We start from the raw sequence: 17,979 nt of genomic DNA, 5'->3' as shown, positions 1-17,979 counted from the left end.
CTCACGCCAAACCAATAAACAAGCCATCATCACAACGGGGTCGATCCATGTTTGCAGCCGAGAGCCTTGTCCGAACGCTCATCAATCAGGGCGTCGAGGTCTGCTTCACCAATCCGGGCACGTCGGAGATGCACATGGTCGCCGCCCTCGACCGCACCGAGGGCATGCAATCGGTGTTGTGCCTGTTTGAAGGCGTCGCGACCGGGGCGGCCGACGGCTATGCCCGCATGGCGGACAAGCCGGCCTGCACCCTCCTCCATCTTGGCCCGGGCGCCGGCAATGGCTTGGCCAATCTGCACAATGCCCGCCGTGCTCATGCGCCAGTCGTCAACATTGTCGGCGATCATGCCCGTGACCACATCAAGCTGGACGCCCCGCTGACGTCGGACGCCGCCGGGGTCTGCCGGCCAATGTCGCGCTGGGTCGGATGTGTCAGCGACGCCGCCGAGTTGTCGACCATGGCCGTCGAGGCGGTCCGCCAGTCCTATGGCCCCGAGCGCGGCGTGGCCTCGCTGATCCTGCCGGCGGATTGTGCCTGGTCGGACGAGGAGCCGGATGTGCTCGATGCCGTCGCCATGCCCGGCCCGACACCGGTCGCCGACGACCGGATCGCCGATATCGCCGCCGCACTGAAAGCGGCGGACAAGCCGGTCATCCTGCTGGGCAATGATGCCTGCCGCGAAGCCGGTCTCACCGCTGCCGGACGGATTGCCGAAGCGACCGGCGCCCGATTGTTCATGGACACATTCGTGCCGCGCATCGCCCGCGGCCATGGCCGGGTCTCACCCAAACGCCTTGCCTATTTCGGCGAGCAGGCGATCGAGGAGCTGGGCGACGCCGACTTGCTGGTCATCGCCGGTTCCAAACCACCGGTCGCTTTCTTCGCCTATCCGGGCCAGCCGGGGGAATTGACGCCGGACAGCGCGCGCAGCGAGACCCTGGCCGGACCCGCTGATGACGTGATAGCAGCGCTGGAAGCGGTCGCCGACGCGCTGGACATCACCGCCACGCCGCTGGACCTGCCCGACATGTCGCAAGCGCCGAAACTCTTCCCGGACGAAGCGCTCAATCCCGGCTATGTCGGAATTTCCCTGCTCCGCCACATGCCGGAGGACTCGGTGATCTGTGACGATGCCACCACAAGCGGCATGGGCGTGTTCCCTTGGATCGAACATGGTCCGCGACATGACTGGCTGTGCCTGACCGGCGGTGCGATCGGGTCCGGCATGCCGCAAGCGGTCGGCGCCGCCCTCGCCTGTCCCGACAGGCAAGTCTTCGCCCTGTGCGGCGACGGGGCGGCGGCCTATACGCTGCAAGCCCTGTGGACCCAGGCGCGCGAGAAGCAGAACGTGATCAACGTGGTGTTCGCCAATCACTCCTACCTGGTGCTCAATGTCGAACTGGCCCGCGTCGGGGCCGGAGATCCCGGACCGGCCGCGCAGCAAATGCTGTCACTCGACAATCCGAAAATGGATTGGGTGAAGCTCGCCGAAGGATTTGGTGTGCCGGGTCAGCGCGCGGCAACCGCCGGTGAATTCGACGATGCCCTCAAGCGCGCGCTCGCGGCCGGCGGACCACAATTGATCGTCGCGGAGATCTGATCGTCAGCTGCCGGCGCGGCGCGCTTCGTCCGGTTGCGCGTCTGCGTCGGCGGACTGCGGCGGCATCACCGTTTTCAGGACCCGACGCAGTTCGGCGATCTCGACCGGTTTGGGCAGATAGTCAGTAAAGCCGGCGGCGAGGAATTCGCGGCGATGATCGTCGGAGGCAAGGGCGGTGACCGCGATGATGCGGGCGTCGGCCGATTTGCGGGTCTCGCGGATACACTGCATCGCGCTGACCCCGTCCATCTCCGGCATCTGGATGTCCATCAGTACGACATCATAGGCCAGAGAGGTGGCCTTGTTGACGGCTTCTCGACCGCCCGAGGCGCAGTCGACGATCAGCTCGTCGGCCTTGATGATCTGCTGCACCATCGCCTTGAGCACGAGCTGATTGGTCATGACATCATCGACCACCAGGACGCGTCCGGCGACAGCCAGCGGCGCTATGCTGGCCGGGTCACGCTTGGCGACATCCGGCTCGGACGCCACGACACGTTCCATCGGCACATCGACGGTGAAGGTGGAGCCACGCCCCATCTTGCTCGACAGGGTGATCTTGCCATCCATTTTCGCAACCAGGCGGCGGCAGATCGCCAGACCCAGCCCGGTGCCGCCATAGCTTCGCGTGACCGAAGCATCCACCTGTTTGAACGGGTCAAAAATCGCGTCCTGCTTATTGCCCGGAATACCGATCCCGGTGTCACGGACCGCGAAACGAATACGGGTCTTGCCATCACGCACTTCACCGACCGTGGCCAGCGAGACACTGATGCGACCGGTATGGGTGAATTTGACCGCATTGCCGAGCAGGTTGTTGATCACCTGGCGAAGCCGGATCGGGTCGCCTGACACGAAGGCCGGCTCGCCGAGTTGGTTGTTGACTGTCAGCGCGACGCCCTTGGCTTCAGCTTGCGGACGCCAATGATCAGTGGTGTTGCGGACCAGCGCCGACAGGTCAAACTCGCGCGTTTCGAGCTCGAGCGCGTCGGCCTCGATCTTTGACAGGTCGAGAATGTCATTGAGCAATTCGAGCAGTGCCTTGCCGCTGTCATCAATGAGATCAAGGCTGCGGCGATGCTCGTCCGACAGGCTTTCATCGGCCTGGAGAACATTGGTCATACCCAAAACGCCGTTCAGCGGGGTGCGGACTTCATGGCTCATATTGGCGATGAAATCGGACTTGGCGCGATTGGCCTGTTGTGCCGAAATCAGCGCCGTTTCCAGCTGCTTGTTGGCTTCGGTCAGTGCCTTTTGCGCGTCAGTGGTCGCGGAACGAAAGCTCGACCCGAACAACACGATCCAGACGCAGGACAGCGCCCCGGCAGCGATCAGCATGTTGAGCAATTCTGTCGGCCGGAAGCCGAGCGGTCCGGTACTCGAATACTCAGCCGTCGCCAGGATCAGGCCGAAATAGGCGGCGAGCGGCAAAATCGCGAACAGGGCCGCACGCGCGCCCCAGGCAATATAGGCGCCGAGTACAATACCGGGCAGGTAGAGCGTCGCCGGCGGGAAGGATCCGCGATTGGCCCAGGCGGCCGCAAACAGGACGATTGAGGCCAGGGTAATCATGACCAGAATGGTCAGATTGGGTCGGCGCAGTCGCAGGCCCGTAAAGCCGACGGTCGCTGCCAGGGCCGCCGATGCCAAGCCGAGTTCGGCCATGCCCGGTCGTCCGTCCAGGATAAAGGTGAGCACCGAGGCGTTGACCAGGCCCATGAGCGTGAAGATCGCTGTGTAGGCAACGGCAATGCGGGATTTGACCGCAAAATCGAAATCGATTTGCGGGTCGGCCCCCGTCCAACGGTCGATCTGCCTCCAAAGCATGTCGCTGTGTCCCTCCTTAATGCCGGTGGAGACTAGCGCTACGAGGTTAATAAATCCGTGTGCCTGAGAAGCAATCACACCTTCGATTGCGGCGCGCAATCACTTTCTTTGGTCACGCGCCCACACTTGCCGAAGCGAACACCTGCTGTCGAAGGGCGTCGTCAACAATCAGGAATTGGGAAACCGCCGCATCGCCGGCTGGCTTGACGGCATATACGCCGAGTTTGGCCAGAGCATCAGTGTCGAGATTGTCCCTGATCCCGGACTCAACGATCAACCGGTTGGCACCAGCCAGCCAAGCCGCGCCCAGTCCCGCGGGACCGGCCAGGAGATGTGCGATTGCCTTCGGCAGATCGGCGCGAACCTTGCCCGCAGTGGTCTTGGCCGACCCGGCAATCTCGGCAGGCGCGGTGGCCGCCACGGGACCCGACATCGCGGCCCGGATCTCGTCGGCAACACGCTCAGCCGTCGGCCCGATGATGACCTGCAGCGTGTTCGCCGACGGCCGGACAAAACCCTTCGCGCCGAGCGCGCGCAGCGCAGCCTCGTCGACCAGGTCCTGTTTTTTGATTTCCAACCGCAGACGCGTCGTGCACGCCCCGATCGAGACCAGATTTCCGGCCCCGCCCAGCGCCACGACGAAGCCGGCCGCCGCCGTCAAGCCGCCACCGGATGCCGCGGCGGTGCTGCCGGATGCCGCCGCGATGCCGGCCGCAGCCGGCTCGCGCCCTGGCGTCTTCAGGTCGAGCCAACGGATCGCAAAGGAGAAGACGAAATAATAAATCGCCGCATAGGCCAGGCCGACCGGGATCAGGAGCAACGGATTGGTGGCATCACCGAAATTGATCACATAGTCGAACAGGCCGGCCGAAAAGCCGAAGCCCAGCTTGACCTGCAGGACATCCATCAAGGCCATGGCAATACCGGTCAGGACGGCGTGCAACGCAAAGAGCGCCGGTGCCAGGAACATGAAGGTGAACTCGATCGGCTCGGTCACACCGGTCAAAAATGACGTCAGCGCCATCGAACCGAGCATGCCGCCGACCTCTTTTCGGCGTTCCGGCCGGGCCTGTCGGTACATGGCATAGCAAGCCGCCGGCAGGCCGAACATCATGACCGGGAAAAAACCGCTCATGAAGCCGCCGGCCTCGGGGTCGCCGGCAAAGAAACGGTTCAGGTCACCGGCCGCGCCCTGGAAATCACCGACCTGGAACCAGGCCAAGTTATTGATGATATGATGTAATCCAGTCACGATCAGCAGCCGATTGAGCAGGCCGTACACGAATAGTCCGATCCCGCCGGCATCGAGAATGGCGCGGCTCGCCTGCTCCATTCCGGCGACGATTGCCTCGACTGTCAGGCCGAGCAGAAGGGCATAGCCCAGCCCGGCGACCGCGGCGGCGATCGGCACAAAGCGGCGACCGCCGAAAAAGGCAAGATATTCGGGCAGGGCGATATTGGCGTAACGGTTGTAGAGCATGCCCGCCGTCGCACCGCAGATAATACCGACCGGCACATGCACGCGCGCCATCAGGCCGTCGCGATAATCATTGGCAACCAGGCCAGCCAGCCCGTCCGGCACGCCTGCCAGGACTCCCGGCGGCACCGTCAACAGCGCTTCGGCCCCCGACAGGGTGACGAAATAGGCCACGACGCCGGCAAGTGCGGCGGCGCCATGCCCCTCCCGCGCAAAGCCGACTGCGACTCCGATGGCAAACAGGATGCCGAGCTGCGAGAAGAGCGCGCCGCCAGCCGCACCGATGAAGGGCAGGGTCGCGTGCAGCATGCTGATCGCGTTATCGCCCTGTCCGACCAAGTCCGGCGCAATCAAATCCAGCCAGTCAGGCTGGCCGAGGCGCAGCAGGAGCGCGGCTGCGGGCAGGACGGCAATCGGCAGCATCAGCGCCCGACCAAGTTGCTGTACGCCTGACATCATCTGTTTCATCGCCTGTCCCCCTAGAGCCAGCAATCAAGTTGCGGCCATTCGGCCACGATGCGCGCACGGATCTCCGCGGCACTGTCGAGCGTGTGCAGCTCGCGGGCAAATTCGCGGCAATGGGCGGCATCCAGATCCCGCACGATCGCCTTGATCGGCCCGATCATCGACTGAACCACTGACAATTTTCCGATACCCAGACCGATCAGGACCGGCACCGCCAGCGGATCCGACGCCAGGCCGCCGCAGACGCTGGCCGGAATATCGGCGCGACCCGCAGCCGCCCCGACCTGCCCGATCAGCGCCACCACGGCCGGGTGCAGGGCATCCATCCGTCCGGCCAGGGCCGCATGACCGCGATCCATCGCCAATGTGTACTGGGTCAGGTCATTGGTCCCGATCGACACGAAATCAGCGACCCGGCAGATCTGGTCCGCGATCACGGCGCTGGCCGGCGTCTCGATCATGGTACCGATCTTCGGCAGCGTCTCGATCTCCATCTCTCGTGCGAGATCGCGCACGACGGCGCGGAAATCGGCGACCTCCGACGGGCCGGACACCATTGGCAGCATGACGAGGACATCGCGTCCCTTGGCAGCTTTCAGGAGGGCACGAACCTGGTCGCGCATGATCTGCGGATGGGCCGTCAGTGTCCGGATGCCACGCAGACCCAGCGCCGGATTGGGTTCATCGCCAAGATCCAGGAAGGGCACTGGCTTGTCACCGCCGATATCGAGCGTGCGGATGGTCAAGGGATGCCCTTTCAGGCACTGGGCGATGGCCGTGTAGACTTCCGCCTGCTCGGCCTCGTCCGGCGCCTGGCGGCGATGGGTGAAGAGGAATTCGGTCCGCAACAGGCCGCAGCCTTCGGCGCCATTGCGCAGGGCGCTGGCCGCCTCATCGACCGAGGCCAGATTGGCCATGACGTGGATGCGCTGCCCGTCCCGCGTGCGCGCTGCATCGCCCGCCGCCAACGCGGCCAGCGCTTCGGCTTCGCGGCGACGCCCGGCCTTGGCCTGAATGCGGGCGACTTCTTCGTCACCCGGCTCGACCTCGAGACGGCAGGCGGCGGTATCGATCAGGGCCGTTGCCCCGGCGGCGTGACGCAGCACATCCCTGCCCAAGCTGACGAGGGCCGGAATATTCTCGGCTGCGGCCAGGATTGCGACATGTGAGGTCGCCCCGCCCGCCGACAGCGCAAGGCCAGCAATACCGGCGGCGGCATAGCGCATGAAATCGGAGGGCAGCAGGTCCTCTGCGACCAGGATCGCCCCGTTCAGATGCGACAGATCGGTCGCGCCGCACGCGCCGTAAAGCGTGCGCAACAGGCGGGCCTCGACATCGCGAAGATCGGCGACGCGCTCGGCCGTCCGCTTGTCCCCGGTCGCTTCAAGCTGCGCGATCTGGGCCGCCGTGGCGACCTGCCAAGCCCGACCGGCCGACCGACCGGTGGCGATCTCAAGGCGGGCAGCGTCGATCATGTCCGGATCATCAGCCATTTCTGCGTGGGCGGCGAGCAGGGCCGCCTGTTCACCGCGGGTGTGGCACGCCTCTTCATCGATTTCGGCAATCAGCGCCGCCAGTCCTTCGCTGAGGCGGGTGCGCTCGACGGCGGGGCCATCACCCTGGTCGGGGACATCAATCGCGTCGCCGACATGATAGGCCAAGGGACCGACCACCACGCCGGCGCTTGCGGCAACACCACTCAACACCCGGGCCGGCGCGGCCGTGTTGGCTGTGGCCGCGCCATCGCCATTTGCGGCAAGCGGGACAATTTCGTCGCCAGCGCCGTCACGGATCAATTCCAGCAGCGCCGTCAGCGCCGTGTCAGCATCAGCGCCCGTCACGGAAATGTCGACGCGGTCGCCATGCTTGACGCCCAGCCCCATCAAGCCGGCAACGCTCTTGCCATTGACACTGTCCGTACCGGTGCTGATCCGCACAGGGCCTTGATGCGCCTTGGCGCAGCGGGCGATCCGCGCCGCCGGACGCGCATGGATGCCATCGGCCATTTCAATCAGGATGGACGCGGTGACGGTCTGGTCATCGCCCTCAGCGGTATCCGCCGGCCCTGGCTGTGAACCGGCAGCGAGTTGCAGGATCGGCGTGCCCGTCTCCACCAGTCCCGACGGGACCAGTATGGCGTCGTCGGCCAGGCTCCCGTCCAGAATTATGAGCGGGGTGCAAAGGCTCGGTGCCCGGCCGGCGATCAGGTCGAGATCAAGGGTGAGAAGCGGATCGCCAGTCGCGACATGATCGCCAACAATGACCCGGGGTTCAAATCCCTCGCCATCCAGGCGGACCGTATCGATCCCGGCATGCAGCAGGATTTCGGCACCATTGCCGGCCCGCAGCGTGATCGCATGCCGTGTCCGGCTGATGGCAATGACCTCGCCGTCGCAGGGCGCGTGGAGCACACCTTCCAACGGCTCAATCCCCAGACCCGGGCCAAGCGTACCGGACGCGAACGCCGCGTCCGGGATATCGGTCAGCGGCACGATCACGCCGCGACAGGGCGCAACAATCACCAGCGTGGCGTCAGTGATGGCAGGGACATCCTTGACCGGATAATTCATGGCTGGCCTCACGGACGGGTTTCAAGAAGTTGGACATCGGCAAGCGTCCACATCGGATCCATCTCGCCGGTGTGGAAGACGAAGCAGAGATCGGAGACGGCCTCATCGGTGTCGAGATCGGCAGTCAGACGGGTCACCCCGTGATCCTCCGATGCCGGACCCAGATCGAGGCGGACCGCCACCGGCCCGTCACAGTCCTGCGTGTGGATCAGCAACTCGTCATGCCCGGCCAGACGCGGGCGGACCACGACATTGTCGATATCCGCCATGAGCTGGAAATTATACGGCACCTGACCAACACCGACCCGGATCGCGGACATGCCGGCAAGCGGCGCATCCGGCCAGATCCAGCACGGATCCATGATATCGACCTGGAAATAATCGCGCGGCCCACCGAGCGGCGCATCGTCTTCCAGATAGAGGACCAGCGCATCGCCACAGGTACGCAGCTGGTTGTCATTGCGGTAGCGCAAAGCCTCTGGCCCAACCACGCCATGAGCGATCCCGGAAAGTACACGCGCGCCATCGAATGTGGCCGCTCGCACCTCGGTCCCGGCGACCACGCTGAATGCGTCTGCATACAATGCGGCCGTGGCGGTCGGGTCGCTCCCGTCCGTCGTGTAGCGGATATCGCCATAGCCGGTCTGGCTGGACAGGCTCACGGCATAAGCGTCGCTGGCCTGGGCGACATGTATCGCCGGCCGGAAGGCACTATCCGCCGCCGCAATGCCAAGACCTTCATAACGCGCCATCATCGGTGACAGGCGAGCGAGGAAATCGTCAAAATCCGTCGACGCGGTGTCTGACCAGGAAAGCTCGGCCAGCGCTGCCAGGCGCGGAAAGGCCATGTGCGACATCCGGGCTTCGGTGCGGATATGCTCGCTCCACAGATTGGCCTGGAAGCCGAGCGCATGGGCGCGAACGTCGGCATCGAGTTCACCGTCGAAGGGGCGGAAATTGAACACGTCGGCCAAGGCCGTGACCCGGCCACGGCCCGGCGGCTCACTGTCCAGGGTCGACTGGCGGTAATCGAGATAGAGGTTGGAGCCGGGCGCGACCACGGCATCCAGACCGGCGGCAGCGGCAGCCTCTGCACCCTCAAGACCGCGCCAGGACATCACGGTGGCATTGGCGCTCAGCCCGCCTTCCACGATCTCGTCCCAGCCAACCAGGCGGCGGCCGCGTGCGGTCAGGTATTCATCCAGCCGGTGAGTGAAATAGCCCTGCAGCGCATCGACATCGGCGATCCCGAGTTCAGCCATGCGGGCCTGCACGGCTTCAGACTCAAGCCATTGGACTTTCGGCGCTTCATCGCCACCGACATGGATATAGGTCGACGGGAACAGATCGAGCACTTCGTCGAGCACCGTCTCGATGAAGGTGAAGGTCGGCTCGTCGACATTGAAGAGATAGGGATAGACTCCCCAATCGGCGAGCACCTGGTCGGGCAGGTCATCGCTCACCCCGACCTCGGGATAGGCAATCACCGCGGCCAGCGCGTGGCCCGGCATGTCGATTTCAGGGACAATGGTGACATGGCGCGCGCTGGCATGGGCGACGATCTCGCGAACCTCGTCCTGGGTGTAATACCCGCCATAAAGGCGCGGTTCGCCAGTGGCGGGATCGATATCAGCCGCCGGAGCCGCGCCAGCGGGAACCCGCCAGGCACCGATTTCGGTCAGACGCGGATAGGCATTGATCTCGATCCGCCAGCCCTGGTCATCGGTCAGATGCCAATGCAGCGTGTTGAGCTTGTGGACCGCCATCCAGTCGATGAAGTCCTTGATATAATCGACCGATTGCATGTGGCGGGCACTGTCCAGCAGCACGCCGCGCCAGGCAAAGGCCGGCCCGTCCGATATCGCCATGGCCGGGATGCGAACGGCATTGGCATCGGCCGCATCCAACCAGGGCGTGGCCATCTGCCAGAAGCTGATCATGCCGTAAAACAGGCCCGCTTCATCCGCCGCGACGATGTCGACCCCGTCCGTTGTCACCCGCAGGGCGTAGGACTCAGACGCGAAATCACGCTCGGGATCGAGTTCCAGACGGACAAGCGAGCCAGCTTGGGCATCATGCGCCACGGTCAGCGCGGGACCGCCCGCCAACTCAAGCCGTGACACCAGCTCATCCGCGACCCGCCGCGCGGCCGCCTGATCCCCGACCGTCAGGATGTGTGTGTCAGGGCCGAGCACAAACCCGCCCTCACCCGCCTCTATCGCGATCGGGCGCGGTATGATGGCGACTTCGCTTGTCGGCAGGACAGTCGGCGTCGCTGCCAAATTGCCGGCATCATCGGGCGCCGCTGGCGGTTGCGAACACGCGGCCAGGCTGGCGACAAGCGCCATGACAATGGTCCGGCCGGGCTTGAATATCTGGTTCGTGATCGCGCTCATCGCGCCCCTCCCATTGATGCGGTACGCGGCGCGGCGGCGCCAAATCTGTGTGTCTGCAGGCCTTCAACCAGGGCCCGGTGATCCGGCAAGGCCGCCATGGCGCGACCGGTTGCGTCCTTGATGCGGCCGAATTCGGCAGTCGCCTCGGACAGGAACGGGTAGCGCGCGCGGTCGCCGGCAAGGTCCGGCGCGGCGCCCATGCCGATCAGGACATAGGCGTAGTTGATATGGCGGAAACTGTCGTGAGCGCTGTCGAGATCATGGGCGTTGGGCAGCCGGACCTGCCAGCGATCAAGCTTGTCACGCAGGCTCAAGGGCCAACTCGCCGGGTCGGCATTGTCGCGCCAGAACGCGGTATCGCGGCGATTGCTCAAGGCATAATGCAGCTTGAGGAAGTCGACCGCGCACGTGAAACGCTGACCCATGGCACTGTTAAAATGGCGGGCCGCGGGGGCGAAGTCGCCGCGGCGGGGGAGATTGTCGGCGATCAGGTGGGCGGCAGCCTCGATCAGCAAAATCCCGGTTGATTCCAGCGGCTCAAGAAAGCCGGCAGAAAGACCGACAGCAACGCAGTTTCCGACCCATTGGCGGCGGCGAAACCCGGTGGTCATCGTCAGGTGCCGGACCGGGTGATCGTCGGCGTCTTGACCGACATAGCGTCGCAGGATGGTCTCGGCCGCGTCGGCATCGCTGTGTGCCGAGGACCAGACATAGCCGACACCGCGACGCTGACGCAGACCGATATCCCAAGTCCAGCCGGCCTCGTGCGCGGTCGAGATGGTGGCGGAGGGCAGCGGCGCGTCGGGCCGGTCCCACGGGACCTGGATCGCAACCGCCCTGTCGCAGAAAAGACTGTCGCCGACCGGTACCAGCGGTTCCCCGAGGGCGTCGCCGATCAGGCGCGCCTTGAAGCCGCTGCAATCGACATAGAGATCCGCCGTCAGACGCCCGGACGCCTCGCCGTCGAGCCCGGCGATATCACCGGTCTCAGCGCGTTCGACGGCAGTGATGTGGTCGGAGACGTGTTTAACACCGAGCCCGAGCGCATAGGCTTTCAGAAACTCGCCGAAGCGGTGAACATCAAGATGATAGGCATAGTTCAGGGGACCGGAGAAGGGTGCATCCTCAAGGCGCTTGGGCGCCTTCATGGCGGTGTAAACATCATGCTGCGGCGTGATCGCGCGGGTATAGCTGTCGCCCTTGCCCGCTGCGCCCAGTGACCAATAGGGGACGAGATCAATCCCGCCCATCTGGCGCGGCGAGTTGAACGGGTGGAAATAGCTGGCCGGCGAACCGTCGGGGGACTGGCTCCAGCCGGAAAAATGGATGCCCTGTTTGAACGTCGCCTCGCTCGCCCGCATGAAGGCGGCCTCATCCACGCCCAGCGTGGCCAGGGTCAGACGCAGCGACGGCAAGGTGCCCTCACCGACACCGACACTCGGCACATTCGGCGACTCGACCAGGGTGATGGTCGGCCCATCCGGCCGGCCACTGCCAAGACGGCGCGCCAGATAGGCAGCCGTCAGCCAGCCGGCACTTCCGCCGCCGAGGATGAGAATGGAATTGCAGGTCTGGTTCATGGATTCGCACATTCTGACCGACGGGGATAATGGCACAGACGCCAGACGGCTCGCGAGCGAGCCACCCGGCGCCTGGACGCGTCCCCACCCAGGGAACGGGGCCGACCGGACAAAGTCCAGCCGGCCCGGCTCACATCAGAAGGATGCTTTCACGCCGAAGAAGACAACCCGGCCATTGTCATAGAGACGGGCCGGCCGGCCTTCATCGACATAGTACTGCTCGAGGGTTTCCTCGGTCAGGTTCACCGCTTCAACGGTGAAGGCATAGGTATCGTTGAAATACCAGGTCACCGACCCGTCGATCGTGGTGATCGGCTGGTGGTAGAGTTCGCGATTGCGATCCACACCGATGAAGAACTGGTCGCGATGGTTGAGCGACAGGCGGGCATTGACCACCTCGTTCTCGTAATAACCGATCAGGTTATAGGCGTGCGGCGAGTTTTCCGGGATCGGATCGCCCGCATCCGACTCGGCATCCGAGTAGGTGTAGTTGGCGATGAAGCCGAAATTGTCACCGACCGGCTGCTGATAGCTGATCTCGATACCGCGGTTCGTGCCGCCCAGACCGTTGACCGGCCGGGTGATCGCGAAGTCACAGGTATAGAGATTGGGATCACCGGCAGACGGTGTCGACGAGCAATTATTGCTCGGATCAAGAACGCGGGTATCGGTTGCCGGATCCGCGATCGAGACCGGCTGTTGCTCGGTAAAGGTCGCATTGGTGATGTAGGAACCGATATCCTTGTAGAAGATCGCCACAGCCAGCAGGGAATCCTCGCCCGGATACCATTCGAGCCCGAAGTCGAAGGCGGTCGCCCGGAAAGGATCGAGCGACGAGTTGCCACCGGCGCCCGACAACAGGGTCGGGTTCAGGCTGACGGCACCGGCCAGCTGGTTGTAGTCGGCCCGGGCCATGACCCGCGACGCCGAACCACGCAGCAGCATGTCGTCATTCAGCTCGAACACCAGGTTGGCGCTGGGCAGGATGTCGGTATAGCTGCGGTTCTCCGTGGTGCGGACGGTGCGACCGAACGGATTGTCGAAGCTGCCCGGCGTCGCCGGGTCAACACCGACGGAATAACCGTCGACCGTCTGGTCGGTATTGACGATGCGCACACCGACATTGCCGCGGATACGGTCGACGTCGAACTCGCCCATCACGAAGCCGGCAAAGACATCTTCGGTAACGGTGAAGCTGTCGAGCGGGCCGGAATGGTAGAAGTCCGGGAAGTCCGTGCCATAGCTGATCTGGTCATAGACCGCACGAATGGCCGCTTCGTCAGCGATGAGATAGCTGTCGAGCGGATTGCCGCCGAGACCGGACAGGAAATTACCCGGCGTGGTGGCACCATTGGCCACGGTCGCCAGGGTGCAACGCGCCCCGCCGCAAGCCGGTGAGCCAGCCGCATCGAGAAGCGAGCGGGTCTGGCCATAGGTCACGACAACATCGCGCTCATGGCTGGAATAACGCAGGCCCGCCTGGACATTGGTGAACGGCCCGTCGTCGAACTCGCGCGTGATATCACCATAGGCGAAGAATTCTTCGTCGAAATTCTCGATGATGTTGTGCGAGGCCCAACCCAGGACCATGGACTCGGCGTCGGTCATCGAAGTGGGATCGATATCGCCGAAGGACACCTGCGGCACACCGCTGGTCAGGTCATAGCTGAACGAGGTCGGTGCATTGGTTTCCCAGAAGGGTTGCGCCGAGGTGGCCCCTTCCGCGGTCGTATAACCGACCAGACCATGGACCGAGAGATTGTCGGACAACTGATAGTCGAAATCGATATCAAACGCCGACGTCTCCGTGCGGGCATCGCGGACGATGGCGTCATAGACAACACCGTTGGCCGTCCCGGCCGCGAAGTCACCGGCCAGCAATGTGCCGCTGGCGCCAACCTGAGTATTGGTCGGCTGCACGCCGGACCCCATCGCCTGGGACACCCAGGCCATGTAGTTGTGGTTGACATTATTGGCTTCCATCTCGGTGTGGAAGGCATTCACCACCACGTCGAGCTGGTTGTTGGGACGGAATTGCGCCGTGACATTGCCGCCGATGCGCTGGCGGGTCTGCTGGAACAGGGCCGAACCGATGAGATCGGGCACTTCAAACGTCGCCCCGCCCTGATCGGCAATCGCGCGCTCGGAATAGCCCAGCACTTCGAGACCGTCACGACGCAGGTCACGTTCCTGATAGACGCCGGAGAACAGGATGCCGAAGGTTTCGGCCTCGTTTTTCCAGCTGAACAGGCCCGATGCGTAAGGCGTGATCGAGTCGGCCAGCTCGGAATAGGCGCCCTGCAGGCTGACACGGCCTTCGCCGGCATCGAGATCAAGCGGGCGACGGGTGATGACATTGACCGTGCCGCCGACGCCGCCTTCATCGATATTGGCCTGGCCGGACTTGTACACATTGACCGAGGACACGATTTCCGACGGCAACATCAGATAGTTGAAACTGCGCGTTGCCGACAGCTGGTCCAGGATGAACCAGTCGGCCGTGGCCACCGCGTGACCATTCAACTGGGTCAGGTTGCGATTCGACGCGATACCGCGAATGGCGACACGCTCGCCTTCGCCATATTCACGCTGGATGGTGACACCGGTCAGACGCTGCAGGGATTCTGCGACATTCTTGTCCGGAAAACGCCCGATATCCGTGGCGCTGATCACTTCCATGATCGCATCGGAATCGCGCTTTTGATCGATGGCGGCCGCCAGGGACTGGCGGATGCCCTGGACGGTGATGACGTCCTCGGCCTGATCGCTGGTCTGGGCCTGTGCGGCCCCGGCCAGAACGACACTCAAACTCGTCATGCCCAACAGGGCACTCTTGAAGCTCAACATGAGATCTCCTTCCCCTCTGCTCCCCGGAAACGATAATACCAATGCTCTGTGGCTGGTCTATTTGTATGCTTCCAATTTCAAAAGGGCACGAAAAATGTGCCATTTCAAGCCCTATTTCGAATTTTTACGGGGTGCACACATGAGGATTTGACTTTAATGGTACGATGCCAATTATGGAAAAGGCGATAACAGACGGGATGCCATTGATGGGACATGACCTCATCTTCAAAGCGTTGGAACCAGAAAGCGGCGAACCGCTCTATGTCCAGCTGCAGCGCAATCTGCGTGAGGCGGTGGAATCCCAGGCACTCGCCCCGGAATCCATGCTGCCGACCGAGCGCGTGATCGCCGAAACGCTCAGCGTATCGCGGGTCACGGTGCGCAAGGCGGTCGAGAACCTCGTCGCCGAAGGACTTTTGACCCGGCGTCAGGGCGCCGGCACCTTCGTGGCCGGGAGAATCGAGAAGAATTTCGCCAAGCTGAGTTCCTTCACCGAAGACATGGAAGCACGCGGCCGCAAGCCCACCAGTGAGTGGATCCTGCGCGACCGGGGCTCGGTGACGCCGGACGAATCGCTCGGCCTGGGTCTCAGCCCCGGCACCGCCGTTTTCCGCTTCCACCGTCTGCGCATGGCCGACGGCGATCCGATGGCGCTGGAGTATTCCACCATTCCGGCCGCCTCGATCGGTGACTTCAACAAGGTCGGCTCATCACTCTATGCGGCGCTGGAAGCCTCGGGCCATCGCCCGGTTCGCGCCCTGCAGCGCCTGCGGGCCATACCATTCACGGGCGAAATTGCCCGGCAACTGGGCGTGCCGGACGGGTCTGCGGGCCTGTATATCGAGCGGCGCGGCTATCTGGAAAGCGGGCAGACCGTTGAAATCACACAATCTTATTATCGCGGGGATGCATATGACTTCGTCGCGGAACTGGGAATCGGGCAATAGCCTGTCCGATCTGGGGATGGAATTGAGCAAGCAAAGTGACGCATTGCCCACCCGCATGCACCGGGAGGCAGCGGAATCGGCGGCAACGGCGCGCCGGATCAACAGCGAAAACCGGACCCTGTTCCGCGAGGTCGGCGCCCGTCTGCGCGAGCGCGATCCAAAATTGGTCATGACCAATGCCCGCGGCAGTTCCGACCATGCCGGCGTTTTCGGCAAGTATCTGATTTCAACACGGCTTGGCCTTCCCGTCGCATCGGGCGCGCCGTCAGTCAGCTCGGTTTACGGCGCACCGATGCGCCTCGAACAAGCGATTGGCTTGTCCATTTCGCAATCAGGCCGCAGCCCCGACATCGTGCGCGCCGGGGCCGCCATGCGCGAAGCCGGCGCCTTCTGCCTCGCCCTGGTCAATGAGGCCGGATCGCCGCTCGGCGACACCGCCGACATCACGGTTCCGCTGCTGGCCGGCGCCGAGACCAGCGTCGCCGCAACGAAGAGCTATATCGCCTCGCTGATCAATCTGCTCTGGATCACCGCGGAATGGCGCCAGGATGACATTCTGATCGCCGCCCTGGAGCGCCTGCCTGACCAGTTGGAAGACGCCTGGACGCTCGACTGGACAACCCCGCTCGCCCCGCTCGCCTTCGCCGAGAACCTGTTTGTTGTCGGGCGTGGTGTCGGCCTGGGTGTGACCAATGAGGCCGCGTTGAAATTCAAGGAGACCTGCCAGATACACGCCGAAGCCTTCAGCGCCGCCGAATGCAGCCATGGCCCGCTGGCCCTGCTGGGTCCGGAATTCCCGGTCCTGATCTTCTCCCAGAGTGACGATACGCGTGCCAGCGTGTCAGCGCTGGTCGAACGCCTGAGCGGCATGGACGTGCCCGTCTATCTGGCCGGCGGCGAACAAGAGGGCACGGTCGCCCTGCCGACACTGGACGCCCACCCGATGGTGCAGCCGGTCCTGATGATCCAGAGTTTCTATCGCGCCGTAGCCGACATCGCGATCAGTCGCGGGCGCAATCCGGACGAGCCGCCAGCGCTGAAAAAGGTCACGGAAACAGTTTGATGCGAACAGTCATAGCCCATGCTCGCATCCTGACGAACACCGGTTTCCAGGACGACGCGTCGATCCTTCTGGAGGACGGCCATGTCGTCGCCCTGGATGCCGACATGTCGGACGCCGATGTGTTCGTCGATTTTCAGGGTGATCATCTGGTTCCCGGATTCTTCGACATCCAGGTCAATGGTGGCGGCGGGGTGCTGTTCAATGACACGCCTGACGTCGAGGGGTTGCAAGCCATCGCCCGGGCGCACCTGGCCAACGGGACAACCAGCCTGCTGCCGACCCTGATCAGCGACACGCTGGACGTGGTCGATGCCGGGATGCGCGCGGTCGAAGCCGCCAGGGATGCGGGCGAAACAATGATCGCCGGCATCCATATCGAGGGCCCGTTCCTCAATCCCAAAAAGTGCGGCATCCACGATCCGGATCGTTTCATTCCGCTCGATGACGACGCGATTGCACTGCTGACCTCCCTCCGCAGTGGGCGCACCCTGGTCACGCTGGCGCCGGAAATGTGCCGGCCTGACCAGGTGCGCAAACTCGTCGAGGCGGGCGTCACGGTCTCCCTCGGACATACCAATGGCCGCTATGCCGACGCACAGTCAGCCCTGGCCGCCGGGGCGACCGGCTTCACCCACCTGTTCAACGCCATGCCACAAATGCACAGCCGTGAGCCAGGCATTGTCGGCGCCGCGCTGGAATCCGGCTCGGCCTGGACCAGCCTGATCGTCGATGGCCACCATGTTGATCCGGTGATGCTGAAACTGGCATCCCGGCTGCGACCCGCCGACAAGCTAATCCTGATCACCGATGCGATGCCGAATGCCGGCACCACGATGAAGGAATTCACGCTGCAAGGCCGGGCAATCCACGTCGCCGACGGCCAATGCCGTGATGCCAATGGCGTGCTGGCAGGTGCACATCTCACCCTGATCGACGCGGTCCGCAATGCGACGCACCTGATGGACATTCCCATCGCGACAGCGCTTGCAATGGCCTCCGCCAATCCGGCTGACTTCATGGGACTGGGCTCCGCCATCGGCCGGATCGCGCCGGGACGGCGGGCCGATTTCGTCCGGTTGACGACAGATTTCAACATTGCCGACACTTGGCAGGCTGGCGCGCCCCTGGCGTCGGCACAGAATTCGCGCCGCCGGTCATCCGCCTCACACTAGCCTCGAGCTGTGACCGGGTATCGCTCCCGCTGAA

At 63.8% G+C, this 17,979-nt stretch carries 10 protein-coding genes; 4 read left to right on the top strand and 6 right to left on the bottom strand.

Features of this window, described 5'->3' with window-relative positions; translation table 11 throughout:
• The first annotated feature begins 47 nt into the window (after positions 1-47).
• Positions 48-1,601 carry an acetolactate synthase large subunit gene (locus AWH62_RS09855; protein ID WP_075190329.1) on the top strand — a complete coding sequence of 518 codons (1,554 nt, stop codon included), beginning with the start codon at positions 48-50 and terminating at the stop codon, positions 1,599-1,601.
• A gap of 3 nt (positions 1,602-1,604) precedes the next feature.
• On the opposite strand, the gene AWH62_RS09850 is transcribed toward AWH62_RS09855, so the two are convergent.
• The 6 genes from AWH62_RS09850 to AWH62_RS09825 form a co-directional block, all read right to left on the bottom strand.
• Positions 1,605-3,428: an ATP-binding protein gene (locus tag AWH62_RS09850; RefSeq protein ID WP_075190328.1), complete on the bottom strand. Its 1,824-nt coding sequence runs from the start codon at positions 3,426-3,428 to the stop codon at positions 1,605-1,607.
• Between the two features lie 112 nt (positions 3,429-3,540).
• The gene (gene nagE, locus AWH62_RS09845; RefSeq protein ID WP_075190327.1) at positions 3,541-5,373 is read right to left on the bottom strand and encodes an N-acetylglucosamine-specific PTS transporter subunit IIBC; all 1,833 of its coding nucleotides are present in this window, start codon (positions 5,371-5,373) and stop codon (positions 3,541-3,543) included.
• Between the two features lie 11 nt (positions 5,374-5,384).
• Positions 5,385-7,940 carry a phosphoenolpyruvate--protein phosphotransferase gene (gene ptsP / locus AWH62_RS09840; RefSeq protein WP_075190326.1) on the bottom strand — a complete coding sequence of 852 codons (2,556 nt, stop codon included), beginning with the start codon at positions 7,938-7,940 and terminating at the stop codon, positions 5,385-5,387.
• An 8-nt stretch (positions 7,941-7,948) separates the two neighbouring features.
• Complete coding sequence (locus AWH62_RS09835) at positions 7,949-10,336, bottom strand: beta-N-acetylhexosaminidase (RefSeq protein ID WP_083635119.1); 2,388 nt, start codon at positions 10,334-10,336, stop codon at positions 7,949-7,951.
• Positions 10,333-11,916, bottom strand: coding sequence for a tryptophan halogenase family protein (locus tag AWH62_RS09830; protein WP_075190574.1), 1,584 nt, complete (start codon positions 11,914-11,916; stop codon positions 10,333-10,335). Before AWH62_RS09830 ends, AWH62_RS09835 begins: the two co-directional genes overlap by 4 nt.
• Positions 11,917-12,051: 135 nt before the next feature.
• Positions 12,052-14,763 carry a TonB-dependent receptor gene (locus AWH62_RS09825; RefSeq protein ID WP_075190325.1) on the bottom strand — a complete coding sequence of 904 codons (2,712 nt, stop codon included), beginning with the start codon at positions 14,761-14,763 and terminating at the stop codon, positions 12,052-12,054.
• A gap of 206 nt (positions 14,764-14,969) precedes the next feature.
• Between AWH62_RS09825 and AWH62_RS09820 the strand changes: the two genes are divergently transcribed.
• From AWH62_RS09820 to nagA, 3 genes are read left to right on the top strand one after another with little or no spacing between them, the layout of a single operon-like run.
• The gene (locus AWH62_RS09820; RefSeq protein ID WP_075190324.1) at positions 14,970-15,710 is read left to right on the top strand and encodes a GntR family transcriptional regulator; all 741 of its coding nucleotides are present in this window, start codon (positions 14,970-14,972) and stop codon (positions 15,708-15,710) included.
• A 16-nt stretch (positions 15,711-15,726) separates the two neighbouring features.
• Entirely contained in the window at positions 15,727-16,773 is a 1,047-nt protein-coding gene (locus tag AWH62_RS09815; protein ID WP_075190323.1) for an SIS domain-containing protein, read from the top strand.
• Positions 16,773-17,945, top strand: coding sequence for an N-acetylglucosamine-6-phosphate deacetylase (gene nagA / locus AWH62_RS09810; RefSeq protein WP_075190322.1), 1,173 nt, complete (start codon positions 16,773-16,775; stop codon positions 17,943-17,945). Before AWH62_RS09815 ends, nagA begins: the two co-directional genes overlap by 1 nt.
• Positions 17,946-17,979: the final 34 nt, after the last annotated feature.

Origin of the sequence: Maricaulis sp. W15, from assembly GCF_001924955.1 — a bacterium.
In the GTDB taxonomy this organism is placed as follows: Bacteria; Pseudomonadota; Alphaproteobacteria; order Caulobacterales; family Maricaulaceae; genus Maricaulis; species Maricaulis maris.
Note: the sequence above shows the minus strand (reverse complement) of the source record. Positions and strands in the feature narration are given on the sequence as shown.

Coding starts and splice junctions, on each gene's coding strand:
- AWH62_RS09855 (WP_075190329.1), top strand. CDS start 48: ATGTTTGCAGCCGAGAGCCTTGTCCGAACGCTCATCAATCAGGGCGTC.
- AWH62_RS09850 (WP_075190328.1), bottom strand. CDS start 3,428: ATGCTTTGGAGGCAGATCGACCGTTGGACGGGGGCCGACCCGCAAATC.
- nagE (WP_075190327.1), bottom strand. CDS start 5,373: ATGAAACAGATGATGTCAGGCGTACAGCAACTTGGTCGGGCGCTGATG.
- ptsP (WP_075190326.1), bottom strand. CDS start 7,940: ATGAATTATCCGGTCAAGGATGTCCCTGCCATCACTGACGCCACGCTG.
- AWH62_RS09835 (WP_083635119.1), bottom strand. CDS start 10,336: ATGAGCGCGATCACGAACCAGATATTCAAGCCCGGCCGGACCATTGTC.
- AWH62_RS09830 (WP_075190574.1), bottom strand. CDS start 11,916: ATGAACCAGACCTGCAATTCCATTCTCATCCTCGGCGGCGGAAGTGCC.
- AWH62_RS09825 (WP_075190325.1), bottom strand. CDS start 14,763: ATGTTGAGCTTCAAGAGTGCCCTGTTGGGCATGACGAGTTTGAGTGTC.
- AWH62_RS09820 (WP_075190324.1), top strand. CDS start 14,970: ATGGGACATGACCTCATCTTCAAAGCGTTGGAACCAGAAAGCGGCGAA.
- AWH62_RS09815 (WP_075190323.1), top strand. CDS start 15,727: ATGGAATTGAGCAAGCAAAGTGACGCATTGCCCACCCGCATGCACCGG.
- nagA (WP_075190322.1), top strand. CDS start 16,773: ATGCGAACAGTCATAGCCCATGCTCGCATCCTGACGAACACCGGTTTC.